We start from the raw sequence: 21,891 nt of genomic DNA, 5'->3' as shown, positions 1-21,891 counted from the left end.
CGATCGGACCCTGACACATTCGACACCGAGCTCAGACCGTGGGGACGTCCGCGATGGTTATGTTCTTGTTCCTGGTCATCGCGCTTGCCGTGGTGGTCGCCGCGGTGACGCTCGCCGTCGTGGGGGGCGGCGAGGGCGGCGGCCCGCTGCCGGAGGCCGCCCCCGAGCGGCTGCAGGACCCGCTGCCCCCGGACCGCCCGGTGAACCGGACGGACGTCGAGTCGCTCCGCTTCCCGCTCGCCGCCCGCGGCTACCGCATGGCGGACGTCGACGACGCGCTCGGCCGCCTCGGCGCCGAACTCGCCGAGCGGGACGCCCGCATCTCCGACCTGGAGTCCGCGCTGGCCGGCGCGCAGGCCGCCGCGGCGCACCTGTCCCTCGACAAGTCCGCCCGGCGGGAGGACCAGCCGTGAGCGACTCAGCGGCCCTCGCGGGTCCGGACGGCGCGCCGCGCTGCCCCTGGGCCCTGTCCACCCCGGACTACGTGACGTATCACGACGAGGAATGGGGCCGCCCGGTCCACGGCGACGACGCCCTGTACGAACGCCTCAGCCTGGAGGCCTTCCAGTCCGGGCTGTCCTGGATCACGATCCTGCGCCGCCGCGAGGGCTTCCGCGCCGCCTTCGCCGGCTTCGACATCGCCAAGGTGGCCGGCTTCACCGACGAGGACCGCGAGCGCCTCCTCGTCGACGAGGGCATCATCCGCAACCGCGCCAAGATCGACGCGACACTCGCCAACGCGCGGGTCCTGGCCGAGTGGGCGCCGGGCGAGCTCGACGACCTCATCTGGTCGCACGCCCCGGACCCGGCCGGCCGGCCCGCCCCCAGGGCCCTGGGAGACGTACCGGCGGTCACCCCGGAATCGACGGCCCTGTCGAAGGCCCTGAAGAAGCGGGGCCTGCGTTTCATCGGCCCGACCACCGCGTACGCGCTGATGCAGGCGTGCGGCCTGGTCAACGACCACTTGGAGGACTGCGTCGCGAGGTAGCGCCCCTTCTGGGGCGCGGGGAACTGCGCGATCAACCACGTAGAACCCGCGGCCCCTGACGGCGCTGAACTAACGAACTCACCGGCCCAGGTACTTCGGCTTCTCCTTGTTGACGAAGGCCTGCACAGCGATCGCGTGGTCCTGGGACGAACCTGCCCGCGTCTGCAGCTCGTCCTCCTTCTCCAGCGTCTCGGCCAGGGAATGGGACAGCCCGTACGCGACGGCCTCCTTGATCGCGCCGTACGCCACCGTCGGCCCCTCGGCCAGCGCCCGCGCCACCTGCTCCGCCTCGCCGCGCAGCGACCCCGTCGGCACGATCCGGTTGGCGACACCCAGCTCGTACGCCTCCTGCGCCTTGATGCTCCGCGGGAAGAGCAGCAGGTCAGCGGCGCGGCCGGGGCCGACGACCCGCGGCAGCGTCCAGGAGACACCCGAGTCGGCGGTCAGCGCCACGCCGGCGAAGGAGGTGTTGAAGGCCGCCGTGTCCGCCACGACCCGGTAGTCCGCGGCGAGCGCGAAACCGAACCCGGCACCGGCCGCGACCCCGTTCACCCCCGCCACCACCGGCTTGGGCATCTCCGTCAGCGCCCGCACGATCGGGTTGTAGTGCTCCCGGACCGTGCTCATGGTCTGTCCGGTGCCCGCCTCCCGGTCGGCGGCCAGCAGCCCGATGTGCTCCTTGAGGTCCTGCCCCACGCAGAACGCCCGGTCCCCGGCGGCGGTCAGCAGTACCGCGCGTACGGCGTCGTCGTCCGCCGCGGACCGCACCGCGTCCCGGAGGGCGACCTTGGCCTCGATGTTCAGCGCGTTCATCGCCTCGGGGCGGTTCAGCGTGATCGTCGCGAGTCCGTCGCGCACCTCGTACAGCACGGTGTCGGCCATGGTGGTGTCCCCTCCGGTGTCGGGTTCGGACGTACTGGTCAGTACGTCCCGGTGTCCGAAGGACAGCATGGCGGAGATCGCCGCCAGGGAACCGGAGCGGACGTGTGACCTGCGTCAAAGAATTCTGGGCCGCCTTCGGGGCGGCCCAGGTGCCGCGCGAGGGCGCAGTATCGCAGTCACATCGCCGAATTGAGTGGTTTTGCTCGCGCGCGTTGCCCAAGCGATGCCGACTGATGTTGGTCATCGGGTCCTGAGATGCGGGATAATGGCTGGGAAGCAATGTGTTCGATGCCGGTGTCGCGTGTCCCACTCCAGGAACCCGCGTGCCCTCCAGGGCTGTCGGCTTTGACTATGAGCTGGTTTCAGGAAGGGGAACGAGCATGGCGGCCATGAAGCCGCGGACGGGCGATGGCCCGCTCGAGGTGACCAAGGAGGGGCGGGGCATTGTCATGCGCGTTCCGCTCGAAGGCGGCGGTCGGCTCGTCGTCGAGCTGACCCCTGATGAGGCCGACGCGCTCGGTGACGCCCTCAAGAAGGTCGTCGGCTGAGCGGAAGCGACCATACCCTTTCGGCTGCCCCCGGTATCGCATGCGATACCGGGGGCAGCTTTTTCACAGCGCGATCACTTGGAGGGCTTGCCTGGACGGTTTTTTCGCCCGGTCGGGCGGGTCACCGTTTGACGGCGCACAGCAGTCCGTCGCCGACGGGGAGCAGCGACGGCATCAGGTCCTGGCTCTCGCGCACGGCCCGCAGCAGCTCCCGCAGCCGCAGGACCTCCGTGGGCTGCGGGCCCGAGTCCACCGTCCGGCCGTTCGCGAAGACTCCTTCGAAAACGACGAGGCCGCCGGGACGCAGCAGACGCAACGATTCAGCGAGATAGTCGATGAACTCCTGCCGGTCGCCGTCACAGAAGACCAGGTCATAGCCCGCGTCCGCGAGCCGGGGCAACACGTCCAGGGCGCGGCCCGGGATGAAGCGGGCCCGGTTGCTGGCGAAGCCGCCGGCGCGGAAGGCCTGGCGGGCGAACTGCTGGTGTTCCGGCTCGGGGTCCACCGTGGTGAGGACACCGTCCGGGCGCATGCCGTGCAGCAGATGGATCCCGGACACGCCGGTCCCGGTGCCGATCTCGGCGACCGCCTTGGCGTCCACGGTGGCAGCGAGCAACCGCAACGCCGCACCCGTGCCGGGCGACACCGAGCGCAACCCGGCCTCGCGGGCCCGGTCACGGGCCCAGCGCAGGGTTTCGTCCTCGGCGACATAGGCGTCGGCGAACGCCCAGCTCGTCTGCCGGTTGCCGGTAATGACCCTCTCCTGTCCCCGTGGTTGCCTGGGCGTGACTGTATCCGTTGGCGCCGGGAACCCGCAGATGGGACCGGGCGTTTAGAGGAGTGGGAGACAGAGCGGGGGGACACGGTTGGATCACGGTGACGAGCGAGAGCTCGAGCAAGTGCTGACGCAGCCGCCTGAGCTGTGTCAGCCCAGATCAAATTCTCGTAAAACCGCTTATCCGGAGCTAACGGGCGAGGTGGCTATGGTAGGGGCTCCACTGGACACCACCAGAGCCGACAGGGGAGGTGCGGCCGTACCTGTGGATCGGGGAGGAGTGCTGCGGCGCTTTCTCGGGTCGGCGGGCAGGCCGAAATCCGTGAACGACACCGCTGCTGACCACAGCCACGCCGCTGAGTACGCCCAGACCGCGACCTTCTCCACCGACGCGGACGGGCAGGCGTGGACTCCGCCCACCTGGGAGGAGATCGTCAGCACGCACAGCGGCCGGGTCTACCGGCTCGCGTACCGGCTGACGGGCAACCAGCATGACGCCGAGGACCTCACCCAAGAGGTCTTCGTCCGCGTCTTCCGCTCCCTTTCGACCTACACGCCCGGGACCTTCGAGGGCTGGCTGCACCGCATCACCACCAACCTCTTCCTGGACATGGTCCGCCGCAAGCAGCGCATCCGTTTCGACGCCCTCGGTGAGGAGGCGGCCGAGCGCCTGCCCAGCCGCGAGCCGTCGCCGCAGCAGGTCTTCAACGACGCGCACTTCGACGCGGACGTCCAGCAGGCACTGGACACCCTCGCCCCGGAGTTCCGCGCCGCCGTCGTCCTGTGCGACATCGAAGGACTGTCGTACGAGGAGATCGCCGCGACCCTGGGCGTCAAGCTCGGTACGGTCCGGTCCCGGATCCATCGTGGCCGCTCGCAGCTGCGCAAGGCCCTCGCGCACCGCTCGCCGGAGGCCCGGGCCGAGCGCCGGTCCTTCATGGCCCGTGTTCCCGCGCTGGGGGGAGGGGGCGCGACCGCGTGAGTGGATCACGGCCCAAACCCGGCGAGGGGCGCCTCGCGGAACAGCATCTGGGAGACCGGCTCGCCGCCCTGGTGGATGGAGAGCTCGGTCATGAGTCGCGCGACCGAGTGCTCGCGCATCTGGCCACCTGCGCCAAGTGCAAGGCCGAGGCCGACGCACAGCGCCGACTGAAGAACGTCTTCGCTCAGGCCGCCCCGCCGCCGCCCTCGGAGAGTTTCCTGGCACGCCTCCAGGGGCTTCCGGCCGTCGGTGACCCGGCGGACGACGACATGCCGTTCGGCGGGTCGGGTATCACCGGCGGACTGGGCGGACGCCCCGGGCCCACCGGGGTCTTCGGCCTGAAGCGCGGTGAGCGGTTCGAGTTCGGCTACGTTCCGGCTGGTTCGCACGCCTCTCTGCTGCCGCCCTCCTCCGTGGATCGCGGTTTCCGTATTCACGACGTCAGCCGTCACGAGGGCGACCGGTCAGGATCACGCGGACGGCGGTTCGCTTTCGCCGCAGCCGGGGCGGTGTCCCTGGCCGCGATCGCGCTGGGCGGCGTCTCCACGGTGACACCGGGCGACCTCACCGCGGACGCGCGCGGCTCCACCGGCACCGGCAGCAACGTCACTCCGGCGCGCACACCGGGCACCGGAACCGCCACGTCGGCCGAGAGCCAGCGCCGCCGTGGGGTGGGTCCGCTGCTCACGCAGAGCCAGGGGCCGCTCGGCAGCACCCCGGCCGCCCCGACCGAGGTGTCCGCACCGCTTCTGCCCGGTGTACCGAAGCCCACCGCGAGCGGGTACCAGGAGGCCGTGCACGCTCTGGCGGCGCCCGTGGTGGCCGGCGCGGCCGCCATGTCGCCGCTGATACGTCCGCTCACCGCCACGCCGCCGGTCGCCCTGTCCGCGTGGTCCAGCACCCCGGACCTCGCCTCGCTCGGGTTGCTCGCCGCGACCATCCCCGACCTGCCCTCCGCTCCCTCCCCCTCCGACTCCGGCACCCCCCGCTGACCGGTCTCCGCGTGGCCGCCCGCGAACCTGGTTGAATCCAGGGGAGTCGACGAACATCGGCCACCGCCGACGACCCGCACGGGGCGTGGGCCGGACCGGCGGACCGGGTCACGGCCGGTCCCGGTGGCCGTGACTGTGGGGGAGAGCATGAACGAGGGGAAGCCCACGAAGGCGGACCGTCCGGCGCCGACGCCGGGCGAGGCGACCGACGTGAGCGGGGCAGCGACAGGCGGGGCGGCCGCGGCGGAACCTTCGCCGATGTCGACGGCGACACCGACCGGCGCCGGGCCGAGTGCCCGCGCCACGCATCCCGATCCTGCCGATGTCTCCGGTAGTGGTGACTTCGCGCTGAGGCCGCCGCACGTGCCGTCGGCGGAGCCGGACGGGGACTATGAACTCAGGGCCGCGGAACCCGTCGTGCCGGATGCCCCGGTCAGCCCGGCCGAGAGACCCGGGCCCCTGCACGATCCCGACCCCTACAGCACCCCTCCGTACGGCCGCCCCGGCCCCTGGGCACCCGCTCCGCCCGTACAGCACCCGACAGCCCCGGTCCCCGAGCCCGCGTCGGCCGCGGCAGCCGTAGCCCCGGACGTGGCGGCTCCCGCGCCCGCCCCCGCCGCAGAGGCACCGCCCCCGTCCACCCCCTGGCAGAACTACGACCCCTGGGCGCCCGTGACCGGCCCGCTCCAGCAGACCGGTGCCGCTGTCGCCGACAGGGACCAGCGGCGGAAGCGGGTCAGGAAAGCGCTGGTCGGGGCCGCGGTGCTGCTCGCTGTCGTGTCCGGGGGCGTGGGCGGCGTCGTAGGGGCGTATCTGGAACGCAACGGTGGGCTGGGGGCGGTGGAGCTGCCGCAGGCCGCCGCCGAGCCCGCCGGGCGGGCTCCGGACAGCGTGGCCGGGATCGCCGCCCGGGCCCTGCCCGGCGTGGTGACGCTGCATGTGAACGGCGCCGCGGAAGAGGGCACCGGTACCGGGTTCGTGCTCGACGCCCGCGGCCACATCCTCACCAACAACCACGTCGTGGAGCCCGCCGGTGCCGACGGGGAGATAACCGTGACCTTCAACAGCGGTGACACCGCCGAGGCCACCGTCATCGGCCGGGACAGCGGCTACGACCTCGCGGTCGTCCGGGTCCGAGGCGTCAGCGGTCTCAAGCCGGTGCCCCTGGGCAACTCGGACAACGTCCAGGTCGGCGACCCGGTCGTCGCCATCGGTGCCCCCTTCGACCTGGCCGGCACCGTCACCTCCGGCATCATCAGCGCGAAGGAACGTCCCATCACCGCCGGCGGTGAAGGCGGTGACGGCGGCAAGGGGAGCGGCGGGAGTGACGTGTCCTATGTGGACGCCCTGCAGACCGACGCGCCGATAAACCCCGGCAACTCCGGCGGCCCCCTCCTCGACGCCCGGGCCCGTGTCATCGGCATCAACTCCGCGATCCGCTCCGCGGACAGCGGCTCCGACCTCGACGGCGGCCAGGCAGGCTCCATCGGCCTGGGTTTCGCCATACCGATCAACCAGGGCAAGCGCGTCGCCGAGGAGCTGATCAACACCGGTCGGGCAACCCATCCGGTCATCGGAGTCACCCTCGACATGGACTACACCGGCGACGGCGCCCGCGTCGACTCCAGGGGCGCCGGCGGCGGCCCCGCGGTCACCGTCGGCGGCCCCGGTGCCCGGGCCGGGATCAAGGCCGGCGACGTCATCACCGAGGTCGACGGTCGGCGCGTCCACTCCGGCGAGGAGCTCATCGTCAAGACCCGCGCCCACCGTCCGGGCGACCGGCTGGAACTCACCGTGCAGCGCGAAGGCGAGAAGAAGACCCTGTCGCTGGTTCTCGGATCGTCCGCCGACTGACAAAACCTCACAGGTGACGGGCCCGGGCCCCGACCCGCAAGGCAAACAACCCGGAAAACCGCCCATCCGGTCCCAGCCGGAACCCTCGGGACAGTACCGGTCGTACGGGATCGCCGGGTACCGTGGACCCGGCCCGGACCACGGAAGACCCGCACTGACCACCGAGGGCCGAGGACCGAGGACATCGCAAGGAGCTCAGGTGTTCAATGACATAGGACCGCTCGAGGTGGTGACGCTCGTCGTCCTCGCCGTGCTCGTCTTCGGTCCGGACAAGCTCCCGAAGGTCATCCAGGACGTGATGCGGACCGTGCGCAAGATCCGGGAGTTCTCGGAGAGCGCCAAGGAGGACATCCGCAGCGAACTGGGCCCGGAGTTCAAGGACTTCGAGTTCGAGGACCTCAATCCCAAGACGTTCATCCGCAAGCAGTTGGACAACGACGACCTGGGACTCAAGGAGATCCGCAACGGCTTCGACCTGAAGAAGGAGATGGCCGAGGTCACGGACGCCGTGCACAGCCGTGAGTCGGACTCCTCCACCTCGTCCGGGTCGTCCTCCGACACCTCCGGCGGCACCGTCGACATGACGAAGAAGCCCGAGAAGCCGGACGACCGCCCGCCCTTCGACGCGGACGCCACCTGAGCCCCAGCCACCTCGTGCGCGACAGCACGTGACGCGTTTCATACTCCGTCCAGCCGCTGTACGGCCCGAACGGGCCCTGAGAACGACCCACGCGGCGAGCGCTTTCCCGGCTGCTCGGAGCGGTGTGGATATGCTGCCGAGTTGTTGTGCGGGCCGTACGCGAATCAGCAACGCCGCCCGAAGGGGGGCGGGCCGTTCGGTCCGACGAGAACGAGGAGGCGTCCGGGCACATGGAGACGACGAGTCGGGCAGGCGCGCAGACGCCGGCCGCGGAGGGCGGACAACCCGTCCCCTCCGCCCGGCACACGGTCGACGGCTACCTGCTGGCGCCCTTCCCGTGGTACGGCCTCGACGAGGCCTTCACGGGACAACGCTGGCTGATGCAGGTGGGGACGGCGGCCGACGGGGCCGTCGAACACGGTTCGATCGGACACGGCGACGAGCCCTCCGTACGGAACGAGGCGTCGGAGGACAAGGACAAGTTCGCGGTGGTGGTGACCGTCGCGGCGAATCCCTCCCGCAGGAGCCCCGACGGCACCGGGTTCCTGGAGGCCACGTCGGTGTCCTCGGCGGCCTGGCTCGCGGGCGTGGGTCTGCTGTCCTTCACCTGGCCCGGACACATGGACCACACGCTGCGCGACGACTGGCTGGAACAGCAGACCGAGACGGCGTGGGCGCTGGCCGACGACCTGGACGGCTCGGAATGGTCCACCCTGTCCCTGCCGGTGGACGGGGTGCCCACGCCCTTCCACTACCGGGAGTCCGAGTTCGGCTGGGTTCTGGCCGGGCCGACCCAGGAGGGCGTGCACGTGGGCGCGTACGGGAGAGGCATGAGCGCGTACGGGTTGGGCTTCGCCCTGATCAAGGACATTTCCGCGTACGCATGACCGGGCCTGCGCATGACCCAGCCTGCGCATGACTGAGGGGCGCCGTTGTGTGCGGCGCCCCTTCGCCGTAGGCCGTCTCGTTGTCCGGCGGCTGCGGGTGTTTGGTGGCTTGTCGGGCAGTTCCCCGCGCCCCTCCGGGGTGGGGCTCTAGAACTTGTTCCGCGGAGTGATCCCCAGCGACAGTCCCGACAGGCCGCGCTGGCGGCCCCCCAGCTTCCCGGCGATCGCCCGCAGTGCGGAGCCCGCCGGGGAGTCCGGGTCGGTCAGGACGACCGGCTTGCCCTCGTCGCCGCCCTCGCGCAGGCGCACGTCGATGGGGATGGACCCGAGCACCGGGACGGTGGCCCCGGTCGTGCGGGTCAGGCCGTCGGCGACGGACTGGCCGCCACCGGTGCCGAAGACGTCGACCATCTCGTCGCAGTGCGGGCACGGAAGGCCGGACATGTTCTCGACCACACCGACGATCTTCTGGTGGGTCTGCACGGCGATGGCGCCCGCCCGCTCGGCCACCTCGGCCGCCGCCTGCTGAGGCGTCGTCACGACCAGGATCTCGGCGTTCGGCACCAGCTGGGCCACGGAGATCGCGATGTCGCCGGTGCCCGGCGGCAGGTCCAGCAGAAGGACGTCCAGGTCGCCCCAGTACACGTCCGCCAGGAACTGCTGGAGGGCGCGGTGGAGCATCGGGCCGCGCCAGACGACCGGGGCGTTGCCCGGAGTGAACATGCCGATGGAGATGACCTTCACGCCGTTCGCGGACGGCGGCATGATCATGTTCTCGACCTGGGTGGGGCTGCCGTCGGCACCCAGCATGCGCGGCACCGAGTGGCCGTAGATGTCGGCGTCGACCACGCCCACCTTCAGACCGTCCGCGGCCATTGACGCCGCCAGGTTCACGGTGACCGACGACTTGCCGACGCCGCCCTTGCCGGAGGCGACCGCGTACACGCGGGTGAGTGAGCCCGGCTTGGCGAACGGGACCTCGCGCTCGGTCTGGCCTCCGCGCAGCGCGGTCGCCAGCTCCTTGCGCTGCTCGTCGCTCATCACGTCCAGCGTGACGTCGACCCGGGTGACGCCCTCCACCGCGGCGACCGCGTCCGTCACCCGCTGTGTGATCGTCTCGCGCATCGGGCAGCCGGAGACCGTCAGGTACACGGTGACCGCGACCGCCCCGTCCGCACCGATGTCCACCGACTTGACCATCCCCAGCTCGGTGATGGGTCGGTTGATCTCGGGGTCGTTCACCGTCGCCAGTGCCTCGCGCACCGCGTCTTCCGTAGCCATAGGACGATGGTACGGCGCCGCACACCGGCCCCGGAAAGCCTCTCAGCGGTCGTCTGCGTCACGTCCCCGCGGCCGTTCTGCCGGAACCGCGTGGAATGCGCTGTGCTCGTGGTGACCGTCGCGCCGTCCCTCCAGCTCCTTCACCATGTCCTGCAGCTCGGAGCGGATCCAGTCCCGGGTCGCGACCTCGCCCAGACCGATCCGCAGGGCGGCGATCTCCCGGGTCAGGTACTCGGTGTCCGCGATGGACCGCTCGTTCTGCTTGCGGTCCTGTTCGAGGTTGACCCGGTCGCGGTCGTCCTGCCTGTTCTGCGCGAGCAGGATCAACGGGGCCGCGTAGGAGGCCTGGAGGGACAGCATCAGGGTCAGGAAGATGAACGGATAGTTGTCGAAGCGCAGGTCCCGCGGCGCGAAGACGTTCCACAGCACCCACGCGATGATGACGACCGTCATCCACACGATGAACCGGCCGGTGCCCAGGAAACGCGCGATGCGCTCCGAGAGCCGTCCGAAGGCCTCCGGGTCCCACTCGGGCAGGATCCGGCGCCGGGACTGCCGCGGCTGGTCCAGACGGGCCGTACGGGGCCGTGTGGTGGCGGTGGCGCCCGCCGGCGTGCGCTCGCGGGTGCCGGAGTCGCGCTCAGGAGTCATGCGGGGCCACCTCCTCGTCCTTGCCGTCCGGCTCGGCCGCGTCCTCGTCCTCCGCGCGGTCGGCCTCGGCGGCCTCGGTCTCGTCCTCGTCGAGGTGGAACTCGGTCTCCCGCCAGTCCTCCGGCAGCATGTGGTCCAGTACATCGTCCACGGTCACCGCGCCCAGCAGCGACCCGGCCTCGTCCACGACGGGCGCCGCGACCATGTCGTACGTCGCGAAGAACCCGGCGACCAGGGGCAGCGCCGCGTCCGGGTCGAGGGGTTGCAGGTCGTCGTCGATGATCGAGCTGACCAGGGTGTACGGGGGGTCGCGCAGCAGCCGCTGGAAGTGGACCGTGCCCAGGTACTTGCCGGTCGGGGTCTCGTCCGGCGGCCGGCAGACGTAGACCTGCGCGGCGAGGGCGGGGGAGAGGTCGGCGTTGCGGACCCGGGCGAGCGCGTCGGCGACGGTGGCGTCGGGCCGCAGCACGATCGGCTCGGTCGTCATCAGCCCGCCCGCGGTGTGCTCCTCGTACGACATCAGGCGTCGCATGTCGGCCGCGTCGGCGGGCTTCATCAGGCTCAGCAGCCGTTCCTGGTCGTTCGTCGGCAGCTCGCCGAGCAGGTCGGCGGCGTCGTCCGGGTCCATGGCCTCCAGGACGTCCGCGGCGCGCTCCTCCTTCAGCTTGCCGAGGATCTCGATCTGGTCGTCCTCCGGGAGTTCCTCCAGGACGTCGGCTAGGCGGTCGTCGTCGAGGGCGGCGGCGACCTCGACGCGCCGCTTCGCGGAGAGATGGTGCAGCACGTTGGCGAGGTCGGCCGGGCGCAGCTGCTCGAAGGTGGCCAGGAGGCTCTCGGCGCCCTGTCCGTGCTCCTCCAGGGCGAAGCCGGTGACGGCGGACCACTCGACGGTCAGCGCCTCGCCCCTGCGCCGGAAGGCGCCGCCCTTGCCTCCCTTGCGGACGAACACCTTGTCGATCTCCCAGTCCCGGCGGGCCGGCAGCTGCTGCACCGACACGTCCAGGACGGTGACCTCCTCGCCGGTCTCGACGAGCGTGACGCGCCTGTCGAGGAGTTCCCCGAGCATCAGCCGCTCGGTGGGCCGCTGCTCGAAGCGGCGGACGTTGACCACGCCGGTGGTGATGACCTGGCCGGACTGGATGCCGGTGACTCTGGTGATGGGCAGGAAGATACGGCGGCGGGTGGCCAGTTCGACGACCAGCCCGAGCAGGCGCGGCGGACGGCGTCCGACGCGCAGCATGACCACCAGGTCGCGCACGCGGCCGACCTGGTCGCCGGTCGGGTCGAAGACCGCGACGCCGGCGAGGTGCGAGACGAAGATCCGGGGGGCGCCGGCTGCCATGGCTGTGCTTCCTTTTCGTGCGGGATTCGTGAGAAGTCGGGTCCTGGGTCGCCTGCTGGGTCCGTTATCCGAATTGCCCGCTCGGGTGGGCTTCAGGCTAGCCCGTCCGCATCGGATACGCCCTGGTGAGCGGTCCGGACGGTCCGGCTCAGCCGGGGCCGCCGGACCCCGGTACGCTGCCGTACGCCGCAGAGGGGTCCTCGCACCGTGCCCGGCCGGGTCGCGCGGGCGCTCATCGCGCCAGGCCCCCTGAAGGACCCTCGTCAGAAAGGCAGCCCCACCTGTGACTGCGATTCCCCGGCGCCTGCCCCGCAGGGCCGCACTGGTGGGTGCCGTGTGCGCCCTGGCCGCGACGGGGACGGTCCTGACGGGATGCGGCGGAGAGGACCCGGACAAGGGCACCAACGGGGTCGGCAAGCTGTCCGCCGCCCAGATCCAGGCCCGGTCCCGTTCCGCCGCCGAGTCCGCCGACACCGTGCGGCTGGCCGGCAACGTGGTCGCAGGCGGCCGTACGTACAAGCTCGACATGCGGCTGAAGGCGGACGGTGCCTCCGGGGCGGTGACCGCGGAGGGGACGACCTTCCAGCTGCTGCGGGTGGGCGAGGAGCTCTTCCTGAAGGCCGACGCGGACTTCTGGACCGGCGCGGACGGCAAGGGCGACGACGGGGACACCGCGGCGGGCGAGAAGCTCGACGGCAAGTACGTGAAGGTGCCCCAGGGCGACCCCTCGTACAAGAAGTTCAGCGTCTTCACGGACATGGACGTCCTCCTCGACGGTCTGCTGACCCTGCACGGCACGTTGGAAACGGACGGCCGCCACGAGCAGGCGGGCCTGCGCACCGTCCGCGTCACCGGCGACGCCGGCTCCGGCGGCACCCTCGACGTCTCCCTCGACGGGAAGCCCTACCCCCTGCGCCTGGTCAGGGCGGGCGGCGCGGGCACCCTGACCTTCTCGGCCTGGGGCAAGGACTTCACCCTGGCCGAACCGGAGAAGGACGAGACGGTGGACTACGGCAAGCAGTTGCCGACGTCGTAGGCCCTTTTGGTGCCGAACCGCGCCGCTCTCCCGGCTACTTGCGCCGGCGTTTCCTCCCGAGCAGCCGCGGCAGGCCGGCCGGCATCGGCCCGCGGGTGGTCGCCGGGGTCGGCAGCGGGGCCTCGGCCAGGTCGCCGTCGGGCAGCGGCGCTCTCGCGCCGGTCGGCTCCAGGCGCAGGACCCGGCACTCGCGGGACCAGCGCTCCGTCATCGCCTCACCGTCGGGCGCGTTCAGGCGCTTTCCCTTGAGTTCGGCGACCGTCGCCTCCCACTCGGGGGACCCGGACGCCAGCTCCACGACCTTCGCCGTCCAGGAGACCAGCCGGCCACCCTTGTCCTTGCTGCGGACCGTGACCTCGGCGTCGGCCCCGTCGGCCAGCCCCGGCAGGGGCTGCTCACCGGGCCCGTCGCCGACCAGACAGGCCGCGCCCTCGTGCCACACGTGCCACAGGGCACGGGCCGGCGAACCGGGACCCTGGGCCCAGAGGAGGCCGGACTTCTTCGTGGCCTCCTCGACGAGGGCCCGTTCGAGCAGCTCGGAGTTCATGCGTCCACCCTAACCAGCTGCCGTCAGAGCCAGCCGTTGCGCTTCAGCGTGCGGTGGATGACCAGGCAGAGGGCCACCGTGCCGGACATGATCGCCGGGTAGCCGTACTTCCAGTGCGTCTCCGGCATGTAGTCGAAGTTCATCCCGTAGACCCCGCAGACCATCGTCGGTACGGCGATGATCGCGGCCCACGAGGTGATCTTCCGCATGTCCTCGTTCTGCGCGACGGAGGCCTGCGCGAGGTTGGCCTGGAGGATCGAGTTGAGCAGTTCGTCGAAGCCGACGACCTGCTCCTGGACGCGGGCGAGGTGGTCGGCGACGTCCCGGAAGTACTTCTGGATGTCCGGGTCGACCAGCCGCATGGGCCGCTCGCTGAGCAGCTGCATGGGACGCAGCAGCGGCGACACCGCCCTCTTGAACTCCAGCACCTCACGCTTGAGTTGGTAGATCCGCGCCGAGTCCACACCACGCGAGACCCCGCCCCGCCGCCCCGGCGAGAAGACCTCGGTCTCCACCTCGTCGATGTCGTCCTGCACCGCGTCGGCGACCGCGATGTAGCCGTCGACGACGTGGTCGGCGATCGCGTGCAGCACCGCCGAGGGGCCCTTGGCGAGCAGCTCGGGGTCGTCCTGGAGGCGGTGGCGCAGGGCCCGCAGCGAGCCCTGGCCGCCGTGCCGCACGGTGATGAAGAAGTCCCGTCCGGTGAAGCACATGACCTCGCCGGTCTCGACGACCTCGCTGTTGGCGGTGAGCCGGTCGTGCTCGACGTAGTGGATGGTCTTGAAGACGGTGAAGAGGGAGTCGTCGTACCGCTCCAGCTTGGGCCGCTGGTGGGCCTGCACGGCGTCCTCCACGGCCAGCGGGTGCAGTCCGAACTCCCTGGCGATACCGGCGAATTCGGCCTCGGTCGGCTCGTGCAGCCCGATCCACACGAAGCCGCCGTCGCGGCGCACGACGCGCATCGCGTCGTGCGGGGTCAGGGGCTTGTCCTGCTCGACGCGGGCGCCGTCGCGGTAGACGGCGCAGTCGACGACGGCGGAGGGCGTCGAGGGGTCACGGGTGGTGTCGTAGAGGCCGGTGTCCTTGCGCAGGGAGATGCGGGACGGGCGGACCACGGCACGCAGGTCGCGGATCATCGACATGGCTGGCTCCTTCGTGACAGGCAACGAAAGGCCGCCGGCGACGGGTGGAACAACCCGGAATGGGGACGTCCTGACACGGGGCCTCCTCTTCGAGGGAGGCGAGGAATGTTTGGCACGTCCACAAAGCGGGGAGCACCGCACCGTCGCGGTGGCGAGCTTCGCTACTGATACAGGTACTGATTCAGGCAGGCAGATCAGACAGATCAGGTAAAACGAAACGAAGCGCTCTTCCGCGGTGCAGTGAGTGCGAGAGGTGGCAGTCAGCCAGAACCGGAGCAGCTACATCAGCGGCGGGAAGAGCGGGTGCTACTGCACGGTCGACTTCGGTCCATTGCAGCCCCACCTCCTCCGGCCGGTCCCTCGTAAGGGAGTGTCGTCGGCGTCGGGGCTTGACCGCGACGCTTCTGCGTGCTGCCCCGAACCACCGGGCAAGAGTAGCAGTCGCCCGAACTGTCAAGGCGCTGCTTTGCCCTGTACTGACGAGTTCTATGCTCGCCGCATGGCTGATGTTCTTCCTCTGGTCGAGGCCCGGTTGCGCACCGCGCTCGGCACACCGGACGCCCGCGCGGCGGTCACCTTCCTCGGCACGGACCGCATCGAGGTTCTGCGTTTCCAGGACACCGGCCAGGAGGGCGGGGTGGTCCGTTACGCCACGCTCGGCATGTCCGCGCACCCCATGACCGACCCCACGGCGGCGCTCGCCGACCCGGTCAAGGGCCCGCGTGCCGAACTGTTCCTGTCGGTGCGTTCCGGTCTCGCCGACACCGACAAGGTGCTTCGTCCGCTCGCCGTTCTCGCCGCGTCCCCGCAGGTCGAGGGTCTGATCGTGGCTCCCGGAGCCTCCCTCGACGTCGGCGGACCGTTGTGGCCCGACGCCCCGTTCACCTCGGTGCTGGTCGCCGAGCCCGGCGGTCTGGTGGAGGACCTGGAGCTCGATGACCCCCTGGATCCCGTACGGTTCCTGCCGCTGCTGCCGATGACCCCGAACGAGGCGGCCTGGAAGCGCGTGCACGGAGCCCAGGCCCTCCAGGAGCGCTGGCTGACGAACGGGACGGACCTGCGGGATCCGTCCCGCAGGTCCGTCCCGCTGGCCTGACCCTCCAGGTGAGGAAGGTCACCAACCGGTGGCCGAAATGTGTCAGTTGACGAACACGGCGACGCTGTCCTCGGTCGCGTGCTGCGGTTCCAGCTCCTCTGCCTCGTGCGTGAGCGCCTTCCGGCGTACGACGACCACCAGCGCGCCCAGGAGTGCCGTCACCGCCGCGACCACGAACGGGATGTGGATGTCGGTCCACTCCTCGATCTTCGGCGCGAAGTAGGGCGCGGCGGCCGCCGCGAACCAGCGCACGAAGTTGTAGCCCGCGCTGGCCACCGGACGCGGCGCGTCCGAGACGCCCAGGGCCAGCTCCGTGTACACGGTGTTGTTCACGCCGATGAAGGCACCGGACAGGATCGTGCAGACCACGGCCATGGTGTGGCTGCCGTATCCGAGGACGAGTACGTCGGCCGCGAGCAGTACCAGCGAGCCGCCGAGCACCTTCAGGGAGCCGAACCGCTCCTGCAGGCGCGGGGCCACGATCACCGAGAAGACCGCGAGCAGCACACCCCAGGCGAAGAAGACCGCTCCCGACTTGTACGGGGTCATGTCGAGCACGAACGGGGTGAAGGCCAGCACGGTGAAGAACGTGTAGTTGTAGAAGAACGCCGAGCCCGCGGCGGAGGCGAGGCCGCCGTGGCCGAGGGCCTTGATCGGGTCCAGCAGTGAGGTCTTCCGGGCCGGCTTCGGCTGTTCCTTCAGGAACACGGTGATGCACAGGAAGCCGATGGCCATCAGGAACGCGGTGCCGAAGAAGGGGTAGCGCCAGCTGGCGTCACCGAGCAGTGCGCCCAGCAGGGGCCCGCACGCCATGCCTAGGCCGAGGGCGGACTCGTACAGCAGGATCGCGGCCGCGCTCCCGCCGGCCGCCGCGCCGACGATGACCGCGAGGGCGGTCGAGACGAACAGCGCGTTGCCGAGGCCCCAGCCGGCCCGGAAGCCGACCAGTTCGCCGACCGAACCCGAGGTGCCCGCGAGGCCCGCGAAGACCACGACCAGCGTGAGGCCGAGCAGCAGGGTCTTCTTGCCGCCGATCCGGCTGGAGACGAAGCCGGTGACCAGCATCGCGATCGCGGTGATGAGGAAGTAGGAGGTGAAGAGGAGGGAGACCTGGCTGGCGGTGGCGTTCAGGCCCGAGGCGATGGACGGCAGGATCGGGTCGACGAGTCCGATGCCCATGAAGGCGACGACGGACGCGCCGGCCGTGGCCCACACCGCCTTGGGCTGGCGCAGGATGCTGCCGGCTCCCGCGTCGAAGGGATCCTGGCTTGCGGGGTCCTGGCGTGCTCCCATCGTGTGCTCCCATCCCGAGTGAGGTAGTTGGTATATACACACAATAGGTTAGGGTGCCTAATAAATGCAAGCTACATCTAGTTTTCCCAGGTGAGCGGCTTCCGCTCGGACGGGTGATCGTCCCTTGACGTGGCGGGCGGGTGGTAGGACCGTGGGGCGCTATGAGGGGCGAACCCAGTTGCCCGAAGTGTGGTGGCCGGGTCAGGGCTCCCGGACTCTTCGCCGATAGCTGGCAGTGCGATCTGCACGGCACCGTGCATCCGGTGCAGCCCGTGATCCCGCCCAGCGTCGAGGCCCTCCAAGTGGTGGTTCACCGCACCAAGGTGCCGGTGTGGATGCCGTGGCCGCTGCCGGTCGGCTGGCTGTTCACCGGCGTCGCCTGCGCGGGCGACGACCGCAGCGGCGGCCGGGCGACGGCGGTGGCCTGCTCCGGGCCCGGACCGCTGGGCGGCATGGGTGAGCTGATCCTGGTGGCCGAGGAACTCGGCGTCGGTCTCGGCGCGCGCTATGCGGGCATCGACGGCCCGGACCCGGGCCCGTACATGAGCGTGGAGAAGCCGCCCCAGGCCAAGGTGCTGGCCGCCGGCCGTCCGACCCCGCTCTGGCATGTGGCCGGCGCCCCCGGTGACCGCGCCGTCTTCGCGGGCGAGGCGCTGGGGCTGTGGGTGTGGGCGGTGGTGTGGCCCGAGCAGTCCGGATTGCTGATGTACGACGAACTGGTGCTGACGGATCTGCGGGACGCGGGCGCGGAGGTGGAGTTGGTGCCGTGCGGGGCGTTGTCGCCGCGCTTGCTCAAGCCGTAGCGCTCCGCTGGGGTGGGTGAGTTGGGTGGTGGGGGCCGCGGTTCGTGGTCGTCCGCGGGTGCTTGGTGGCTGGTCGCGCAGTTCCCCGCGCCCCTTTGGGGTGCTGCTGTGGGGGTGTGTAGGGGGTGAATCCCTGCTGCGGGTGTGACAGGGGTGGTGGAAGTCCGGTTATCCTGGAGCGTCTGTTGCTGTCCCGTCGTTGCTTGGAGTCCGTGTCGTGCGTATCGATCTGCACTGCCACTCCACGGCGTCCGACGGTACGGACACCCCTTCTGAGCTGGTCCGCAATGCCGCCCTCGCCGGTCTGGACGTCGTCGCCCTGACCGATCACGACACCACCCGTGGGTACGCCGAGGCGACCGCCGCGTTGCCGGAGGGGCTCACGCTGGTCACCGGGGCCGAGCTGTCCTGCCGTATCGACGGCGTCTCCATGCACATGCTGGCCTACCTCTTCGACCCCGAGGAGCCGGCGCTGCTCGCCGAGCGGGAGCTGGTGCGGGACGACCGGGTGCCGCGGGCGCGGGCGATGGTCGCCAAGCTCAACGAGCTGGGTGTGCCCGTGACTTGGGAGCAGGTCGCGCGGATCGCCGGAGACGGATCGGTGGGGCGCCCGCATGTCGCCACCGCCCTGGTCGACCTCGGCGTCGTGCCCACCGTGGGTGACGCGTTCACCGAGGAGTGGCTGGCGGACGGCGGCCGGGCCTACGTACCGAAGCACGAGACCGACCCGTTCGAGGCGATCCGGCTGGTCAAGGGCGCGGGCGGGGTCACCGTGTTCGCGCATCCGGCCGCCGCCAAGCGGGGCCGTACGGTGCCGGAATCCGCGATCGCCGAGATGGCCGCGGCCGGACTGGACGGCATCGAGGTCGACCACATGGACCACGACACGGACGCGCGCACGCGACTGCGGGCGCTCGCCGCGGAACTGGGACTCCTGACCACGGGCTCCTCCGACTACCACGGCAGCCGCAAGACCGTCTCGCTCGGCGAGTACACGACCGACCCCGAGGTGTACGGGGAGATCACGCGACGTGCGACGGGCGCCTTCCCGGTGCCGGGGACCGGCGGGGCCTGAGGTCACCTCCCGCACGTCCGCTTCCCTCTCCCGTTCCGCAAGGCCTTCATGTTCGACGTCGCCATCTTCGGCTCCCTCTTCCTGACCCTCTTCGTGATCATGGATCCCCCCGGGATCACCCCGATCTTCCTCGCACTGACCGCCGGCCGCCCGGCCAAGGTGCAGAAGCGGATGGCCTTCCAGGCCGTGTGCGTGGCCGGCGGGGTGATCACCGTCTTCGGGCTCCTCGGGCACCAGATCCTCAACTACCTGCATGTCTCCGTGCCCGCGCTGATGATCGCGGGCGGGTTGCTGCTCCTGTTGGTCGCGCTTGACCTGCTCACCGGCAAGACGGACGAGCCGAAACAGACCAAGGACGTCAACGTGGCCCTGGTACCGCTGGGCATGCCGCTGCTGGCCGGGCCGGGCGCGATCGTGTCGGTGATCCTGGCCGTCCAGAAGACCGACGGTCTCGTGTCGCAGGTGTCGGTGTGGTCGGCGATCATCGCTGTCCATGTCGTTCTGTGGGTGGTGATGCGGTACTCGCTGGTGATCATCCGGGTCATCAAGGACGGCGGCGTGGTCCTGGTGACGCGCCTCGCGGGCATGATGCTCTCCGCGATCGCCGTACAGCAGATCATCAACGGGGTCACCCAGGTGGTCCGAGCGGGATAGGCGGCCGCCCCTGGGCGTGTGGTACGCGCAGAGCCCCCGCTCGGCATCGGTACCGAACGGGGGCTCTGAAAACGGAGAGGGACCCGGGGTTATGAGGCCGAGGCGTCGGCCGGGCGGATCCACAGCCGCTGCCCGATCGAGGCAGCCTGCTGAACGATACGGTTGACGGAGGCGGCGTCTACGACGGTGCTGTCCACGGGGGTACCGTCGACATCGTCCAGTCGCATGATTTCGAAGCGCATGGCTTCTCCCTTCGTCTGGTCATCCTCCTGCGGAGAACTACTTGGCGGACGGAACAAGAGGCATCGGTGCTCCCTGTTCCGTACTAGTCAACGGGATGCGTGTTACAAACATTCCCTACGCTAAAGAAATTTTTCGAACGGCTAACTACTGACCGGTAAGCGGTGTGGACGAACCGGGAGGAGACTGACCGGGACCAGTTGTGTTCGCAGCGTGACCGCCGGGACAATGGTGGCGATGAACGAAGACCTCGCGGCCCTCAGTGCCCGCATCGACCGCACCAACGAGCTGCTCCAACGCATGCTCGCCGAGGTGGCGAAGACGCCCTCGACGCACGCCATCTTCGTCGACGCGGGATACCTGTACGCGGCAGCGGGGCGACTGGTGGCCGGTACGGAGGACCGCCGCTCCTACGACCTCGACGCCGAGGGGCTGATCGAGGCGCTCATCGACCGGGCCCGCACCATCTTCGCGGACAGCCGGCTGCTCAGGGTCTACTGGTACGACGGCGCCAGACGCCGCATCCACACGGCGGAGCAGCAGTCCATCGCCGAGCTCCCGGACGTCAAGGTCCGACTGGGCAACCTGAACGCGAACAACCAGCAGAAGGGCGTCGACTCGCTCATCCGCTCCGACCTGGAGTCCCTCGCCCGGCACCGCGCCATCAGCGACGCGGCACTGCTCGGCGGCGACGAGGACCTGGTCTCCGCGGTGGAGGCGGCGCAGGGGTACGGCGCCCGCGTGCACCTGTGGGGCATCGAGGCGCCCGAGGGCCGCAACCAGGCCGAGCCGCTGCTCTGGGAGGTCGACAGCCAGCGCACCTTCGACCTCGACTTCTTCAAGCCGTACGTGTCCCGGCGCGTGGCCCCCGCCTACGAGGCGACGGCGTCCCGTCCCACCCGCGAGGGCGTGCGTTTCGTGGGCGCGCAGATCGCGGCGAAGTGGCTGGCCGCGCGGGGCCGCGAGTCACTCGTCGAACTCCTGCCGGGCCACCCCTATCTCCCCGGCTCCGTGGACCAGGAACTCCTGGTGGAGGCGGAAGGGCTGCTCCAGTACTCGCTGCGCGGCCAGGCGGACCTGCGCCGGTCCCTGCGGGACGGGTTCTGGGAGCACCTGCAGACCTTGTGTTAGCGGGAGCCGTCCCAGAAGTCGGCGAGGGCGTGTGCGGTCGGCTCGGGCTGGTCCGCGTTCGGGGAGTGCTCGGCGCCGGGGACGACCGTCCGGCGCGCCCGGAGCCGTACGGCCATGTCGTCGAGGAGCGTCACCGGCCAGGTGTCGTCGTGGGCGCCCGACAGTACGTGGAAGGGCAGCGGGGCGGCCGCGAGTTCGGCGACCCGGTCCGGCTCGGTGCACAACTCGCGTCCCGTGGCGAGGAGTTGGGCGCGCTTTGTACCCAGCCAGCGGCGCCGCAGCTGGACCTGGTCGCCGATGCCGACGGCGGGCCCGCCGACCTCCTCCGGCGGACCCATCGCCTGGATTGCCTCCCATACCTCGGCCATGCCCATCACGGCGAGCGCGTCCCGTAGCAGCTTCACGCGCTGCTGCTGGGAGTCGGAGATCTGCGCCGGGCCGGAGGACATGAGTGTGAGCGAACGGAAGGGGGAGTGGTCGAGCAGTACCGCCGCCCGGGCGATCTGCCCGCCGAGAGAGTGCCCCAGCAGATGCACGGGCGTCCCGACGGCTTCGGCCTGCGCGAGCACGTCCCGCGCCAGCTCTTCCCGCGCGTAGGCGGACTCGTCGTCCTCGGGGCCGTCCGACTCGAACTGGCCCCGCCCGTCCACCGCCACGATCCGGTATCCGCGCGCCGTGAGCGGCTCGTGCAGCAGCGTGAAGTCCTCCTTGCTGCCGGTGAACCCGGGCAGCATCAGGACGGTGCCCCTCGGCTCGGCGCCGACCACCGGGCTGTCCACGACGGCGAATTCACCGCGTGCGGTGCGCAGGGGGTAGGCGCGGGCGCCGGGGGGCGGGGTGAAGGAGACGCGACGGCTCACGGGGGGAGATTATCGGGTCGGCGTCCCGCCGTACCGGGTCGGGAGGCGGGGCGCGCAGGTCGGTGGCCCGGGGCGGGAAACGTCGACGGCCCGGTTCCTCACAAAGCCGGGGACGGAAAGCCCGGTGCCGGGGATAGGAACCTCCGTGGCTGTGCCGGCGAGGATGTGACCGCGGATGAAGGCACCGCCGTT

The 21,891-nt window shown here is 70.6% G+C and carries 24 protein-coding genes; 14 read left to right on the top strand and 10 right to left on the bottom strand.

Annotation, left to right across the window (positions count from 1 at the left end):
• The first annotated feature begins 59 nt into the window (after positions 1–59).
• On the top strand, positions 60–413 hold the full coding sequence (locus tag ABZ027_RS16750) for a DivIVA domain-containing protein (RefSeq protein ID WP_356769071.1): 354 nt from the start codon (positions 60–62) through the stop codon (positions 411–413).
• Positions 410–988, top strand: coding sequence for a DNA-3-methyladenine glycosylase I (locus tag ABZ027_RS16745; RefSeq protein WP_356768823.1), 579 nt, complete (start codon positions 410–412; stop codon positions 986–988). Before ABZ027_RS16750 ends, ABZ027_RS16745 begins: the two co-directional genes overlap by 4 nt.
• A 78-nt stretch (positions 989–1,066) precedes the next feature.
• Here the strand turns inward: ABZ027_RS16745 and ABZ027_RS16740 are convergent, their stop codons facing one another.
• Positions 1,067–1,870, bottom strand: a complete 804-nt coding sequence (locus tag ABZ027_RS16740; RefSeq protein ID WP_356769069.1) for an enoyl-CoA hydratase-related protein — start codon at positions 1,868–1,870, stop codon at positions 1,067–1,069.
• 380 nt (positions 1,871–2,250) lie between these two features.
• Here ABZ027_RS16740 and ABZ027_RS16735 point away from each other — a divergent pair, with 380 nt between their 5' ends.
• The gene (locus ABZ027_RS16735) at positions 2,251–2,418 is read left to right on the top strand and encodes a DUF3117 domain-containing protein (protein ID WP_003966491.1); all 168 of its coding nucleotides are present in this window, start codon (positions 2,251–2,253) and stop codon (positions 2,416–2,418) included.
• A gap of 121 nt (positions 2,419–2,539) precedes the next feature.
• Here the strand turns inward: ABZ027_RS16735 and ABZ027_RS16730 are convergent, their stop codons facing one another.
• Positions 2,540–3,238 (bottom strand): O-methyltransferase, encoded by a 699-nt coding sequence (locus ABZ027_RS16730; protein WP_356769067.1) that lies wholly within the window; start codon positions 3,236–3,238, stop codon positions 2,540–2,542.
• 163 nt (positions 3,239–3,401) lie between these two features.
• Between ABZ027_RS16730 and sigE the strand changes: the two genes are divergently transcribed.
• From sigE to ABZ027_RS16705, 5 genes are all read left to right on the top strand, one after another.
• Entirely contained in the window at positions 3,402–4,175 is a 774-nt protein-coding gene (sigE, locus tag ABZ027_RS16725; RefSeq protein WP_356768821.1) for an RNA polymerase sigma factor SigE, read from the top strand.
• Positions 4,172–5,167, top strand: a complete 996-nt coding sequence (locus ABZ027_RS16720) for a zf-HC2 domain-containing protein (RefSeq protein ID WP_356768819.1) — start codon at positions 4,172–4,174, stop codon at positions 5,165–5,167. Before sigE ends, ABZ027_RS16720 begins: the two co-directional genes overlap by 4 nt.
• Before the next feature lie 147 nt (positions 5,168–5,314).
• Complete coding sequence (locus ABZ027_RS16715; RefSeq protein WP_356768817.1) at positions 5,315–7,021, top strand: trypsin-like peptidase domain-containing protein; 1,707 nt, start codon at positions 5,315–5,317, stop codon at positions 7,019–7,021.
• Between the two features lie 199 nt (positions 7,022–7,220).
• Positions 7,221–7,661 (top strand): sec-independent translocase, encoded by a 441-nt coding sequence (locus ABZ027_RS16710; RefSeq protein WP_356768815.1) that lies wholly within the window; start codon positions 7,221–7,223, stop codon positions 7,659–7,661.
• 230 nt (positions 7,662–7,891) lie between these two features.
• Complete coding sequence (locus ABZ027_RS16705) at positions 7,892–8,548, top strand: hypothetical protein (RefSeq protein ID WP_356768813.1); 657 nt, start codon at positions 7,892–7,894, stop codon at positions 8,546–8,548.
• A 147-nt stretch (positions 8,549–8,695) separates the two neighbouring features.
• Here ABZ027_RS16705 and ABZ027_RS16700 read toward each other — a convergent pair whose 3' ends face one another.
• Genes ABZ027_RS16700 through ABZ027_RS16690 form a run of 3 tightly spaced genes read right to left on the bottom strand, consistent with a single transcriptional unit; the run spans position 8,696 to position 11,822 of the window.
• Positions 8,696–9,829 carry an Mrp/NBP35 family ATP-binding protein gene (locus ABZ027_RS16700; protein ID WP_356768811.1) on the bottom strand — a complete coding sequence of 378 codons (1,134 nt, stop codon included), beginning with the start codon at positions 9,827–9,829 and terminating at the stop codon, positions 8,696–8,698.
• Between the two features lie 42 nt (positions 9,830–9,871).
• On the bottom strand, positions 9,872–10,480 hold the full coding sequence (locus ABZ027_RS16695; protein WP_356768809.1) for a DUF1003 domain-containing protein: 609 nt from the start codon (positions 10,478–10,480) through the stop codon (positions 9,872–9,874).
• Positions 10,470–11,822: a CBS domain-containing protein gene (locus ABZ027_RS16690; RefSeq protein ID WP_356768807.1), complete on the bottom strand. Its 1,353-nt coding sequence runs from the start codon at positions 11,820–11,822 to the stop codon at positions 10,470–10,472. The genes ABZ027_RS16695 and ABZ027_RS16690 overlap by 11 nt, the downstream gene beginning before the upstream one ends.
• 283 nt (positions 11,823–12,105) lie before the next feature.
• On the opposite strand from ABZ027_RS16690, the gene ABZ027_RS16685 reads away from it, so the two are divergent.
• Positions 12,106–12,858, top strand: a complete 753-nt coding sequence (locus ABZ027_RS16685; protein WP_356768805.1) for a hypothetical protein — start codon at positions 12,106–12,108, stop codon at positions 12,856–12,858.
• Between the two features lie 34 nt (positions 12,859–12,892).
• Here the strand turns inward: ABZ027_RS16685 and ABZ027_RS16680 are convergent, their stop codons facing one another.
• Positions 12,893–13,405 (bottom strand): hypothetical protein, encoded by a 513-nt coding sequence (locus tag ABZ027_RS16680; protein ID WP_356768803.1) that lies wholly within the window; start codon positions 13,403–13,405, stop codon positions 12,893–12,895.
• A 23-nt stretch (positions 13,406–13,428) separates the two neighbouring features.
• Positions 13,429–14,547 (bottom strand): magnesium and cobalt transport protein CorA, encoded by a 1,119-nt coding sequence (locus ABZ027_RS16675; protein WP_356768801.1) that lies wholly within the window; start codon positions 14,545–14,547, stop codon positions 13,429–13,431.
• A 499-nt stretch (positions 14,548–15,046) separates the two neighbouring features.
• Between ABZ027_RS16675 and ABZ027_RS16670 the strand changes: the two genes are divergently transcribed.
• Positions 15,047–15,643 (top strand): suppressor of fused domain protein, encoded by a 597-nt coding sequence (locus ABZ027_RS16670; RefSeq protein ID WP_356768799.1) that lies wholly within the window; start codon positions 15,047–15,049, stop codon positions 15,641–15,643.
• Between the two features lie 42 nt (positions 15,644–15,685).
• Here ABZ027_RS16670 and ABZ027_RS16665 read toward each other — a convergent pair whose 3' ends face one another.
• Positions 15,686–16,936 (bottom strand): MFS transporter, encoded by a 1,251-nt coding sequence (locus ABZ027_RS16665; RefSeq protein ID WP_356768797.1) that lies wholly within the window; start codon positions 16,934–16,936, stop codon positions 15,686–15,688.
• Positions 16,937–17,097: 161 nt separating this feature from the next.
• Between ABZ027_RS16665 and ABZ027_RS16660 the strand changes: the two genes are divergently transcribed.
• The 3 genes from ABZ027_RS16660 to ABZ027_RS16650 all read left to right on the top strand — a co-directional run bounded on the left by ABZ027_RS16660 (position 17,098) and on the right by ABZ027_RS16650 (position 19,468).
• The gene (locus ABZ027_RS16660; RefSeq protein ID WP_356768795.1) at positions 17,098–17,739 is read left to right on the top strand and encodes a DUF6758 family protein; all 642 of its coding nucleotides are present in this window, start codon (positions 17,098–17,100) and stop codon (positions 17,737–17,739) included.
• A 217-nt stretch (positions 17,740–17,956) separates the two neighbouring features.
• Entirely contained in the window at positions 17,957–18,814 is an 858-nt protein-coding gene (locus ABZ027_RS16655; protein ID WP_356768793.1) for a PHP domain-containing protein, read from the top strand.
• A 48-nt stretch (positions 18,815–18,862) separates the two neighbouring features.
• Entirely contained in the window at positions 18,863–19,468 is a 606-nt protein-coding gene (locus tag ABZ027_RS16650; RefSeq protein ID WP_356768791.1) for a MarC family protein, read from the top strand.
• Between the two features lie 89 nt (positions 19,469–19,557).
• On the opposite strand, the gene ABZ027_RS16645 is transcribed toward ABZ027_RS16650, so the two are convergent.
• On the bottom strand, positions 19,558–19,710 hold the full coding sequence (locus tag ABZ027_RS16645; protein WP_356768789.1) for a hypothetical protein: 153 nt from the start codon (positions 19,708–19,710) through the stop codon (positions 19,558–19,560).
• A gap of 235 nt (positions 19,711–19,945) precedes the next feature.
• On the opposite strand from ABZ027_RS16645, the gene ABZ027_RS16640 reads away from it, so the two are divergent.
• A complete protein-coding gene (locus tag ABZ027_RS16640) occupies positions 19,946–20,839 on the top strand; it encodes an NYN domain-containing protein (protein WP_356768787.1) in 894 nt (297 codons plus the stop codon).
• Here ABZ027_RS16640 and ABZ027_RS16635 read toward each other — a convergent pair.
• Positions 20,836–21,699, bottom strand: coding sequence for an alpha/beta hydrolase (locus ABZ027_RS16635; protein WP_356768785.1), 864 nt, complete (start codon positions 21,697–21,699; stop codon positions 20,836–20,838). The two genes, ABZ027_RS16640 and ABZ027_RS16635, sit on opposite strands and share 4 nt — an antisense overlap.
• Positions 21,700–21,891 lie beyond the last annotated feature (192 nt).

This window comes from Streptomyces sp. NPDC006332 (assembly GCF_040612855.1).
Classification (GTDB): Bacteria; Actinomycetota; Actinomycetes; order Streptomycetales; family Streptomycetaceae; genus Streptomyces.
The sequence above is the reverse complement of the archived record's forward strand: the minus strand, read 5'-3'. Positions and strand labels throughout refer to the sequence as shown.

Bases quoted from the DNA above. Each gene is read 5' to 3' on its own strand.
- ABZ027_RS16695 (WP_356768809.1), bottom strand. From the start codon at position 10,480: ATGACTCCTGAGCGCGACTCCGGCACCCGCGAGCGCACGCCGGCGGGC.
- ABZ027_RS16690 (WP_356768807.1), bottom strand. From the start codon at position 11,822: ATGGCAGCCGGCGCCCCCCGGATCTTCGTCTCGCACCTCGCCGGCGTC.
- ABZ027_RS16650 (WP_356768791.1), top strand. From the start codon at position 18,863: ATGTTCGACGTCGCCATCTTCGGCTCCCTCTTCCTGACCCTCTTCGTG.
- ABZ027_RS16670 (WP_356768799.1), top strand. From the start codon at position 15,047: ATGGCTGATGTTCTTCCTCTGGTCGAGGCCCGGTTGCGCACCGCGCTC.
- ABZ027_RS16660 (WP_356768795.1), top strand. From the start codon at position 17,098: ATGAGGGGCGAACCCAGTTGCCCGAAGTGTGGTGGCCGGGTCAGGGCT.
- ABZ027_RS16640 (WP_356768787.1), top strand. From the start codon at position 19,946: ATGAACGAAGACCTCGCGGCCCTCAGTGCCCGCATCGACCGCACCAAC.
- ABZ027_RS16750 (WP_356769071.1), top strand. From the start codon at position 60: ATGTTCTTGTTCCTGGTCATCGCGCTTGCCGTGGTGGTCGCCGCGGTG.
- ABZ027_RS16705 (WP_356768813.1), top strand. From the start codon at position 7,892: ATGGAGACGACGAGTCGGGCAGGCGCGCAGACGCCGGCCGCGGAGGGC.
- ABZ027_RS16700 (WP_356768811.1), bottom strand. From the start codon at position 9,829: ATGGCTACGGAAGACGCGGTGCGCGAGGCACTGGCGACGGTGAACGAC.
- ABZ027_RS16645 (WP_356768789.1), bottom strand. From the start codon at position 19,710: ATGCGCTTCGAAATCATGCGACTGGACGATGTCGACGGTACCCCCGTG.
- ABZ027_RS16740 (WP_356769069.1), bottom strand. From the start codon at position 1,870: ATGGCCGACACCGTGCTGTACGAGGTGCGCGACGGACTCGCGACGATC.
- ABZ027_RS16680 (WP_356768803.1), bottom strand. From the start codon at position 13,405: ATGAACTCCGAGCTGCTCGAACGGGCCCTCGTCGAGGAGGCCACGAAG.
- ABZ027_RS16675 (WP_356768801.1), bottom strand. From the start codon at position 14,547: ATGTCGATGATCCGCGACCTGCGTGCCGTGGTCCGCCCGTCCCGCATC.
- ABZ027_RS16715 (WP_356768817.1), top strand. From the start codon at position 5,315: ATGAACGAGGGGAAGCCCACGAAGGCGGACCGTCCGGCGCCGACGCCG.
- ABZ027_RS16735 (WP_003966491.1), top strand. From the start codon at position 2,251: ATGGCGGCCATGAAGCCGCGGACGGGCGATGGCCCGCTCGAGGTGACC.
- ABZ027_RS16665 (WP_356768797.1), bottom strand. From the start codon at position 16,936: ATGGGAGCACGCCAGGACCCCGCAAGCCAGGATCCCTTCGACGCGGGA.
- sigE (WP_356768821.1), top strand. From the start codon at position 3,402: ATGGTAGGGGCTCCACTGGACACCACCAGAGCCGACAGGGGAGGTGCG.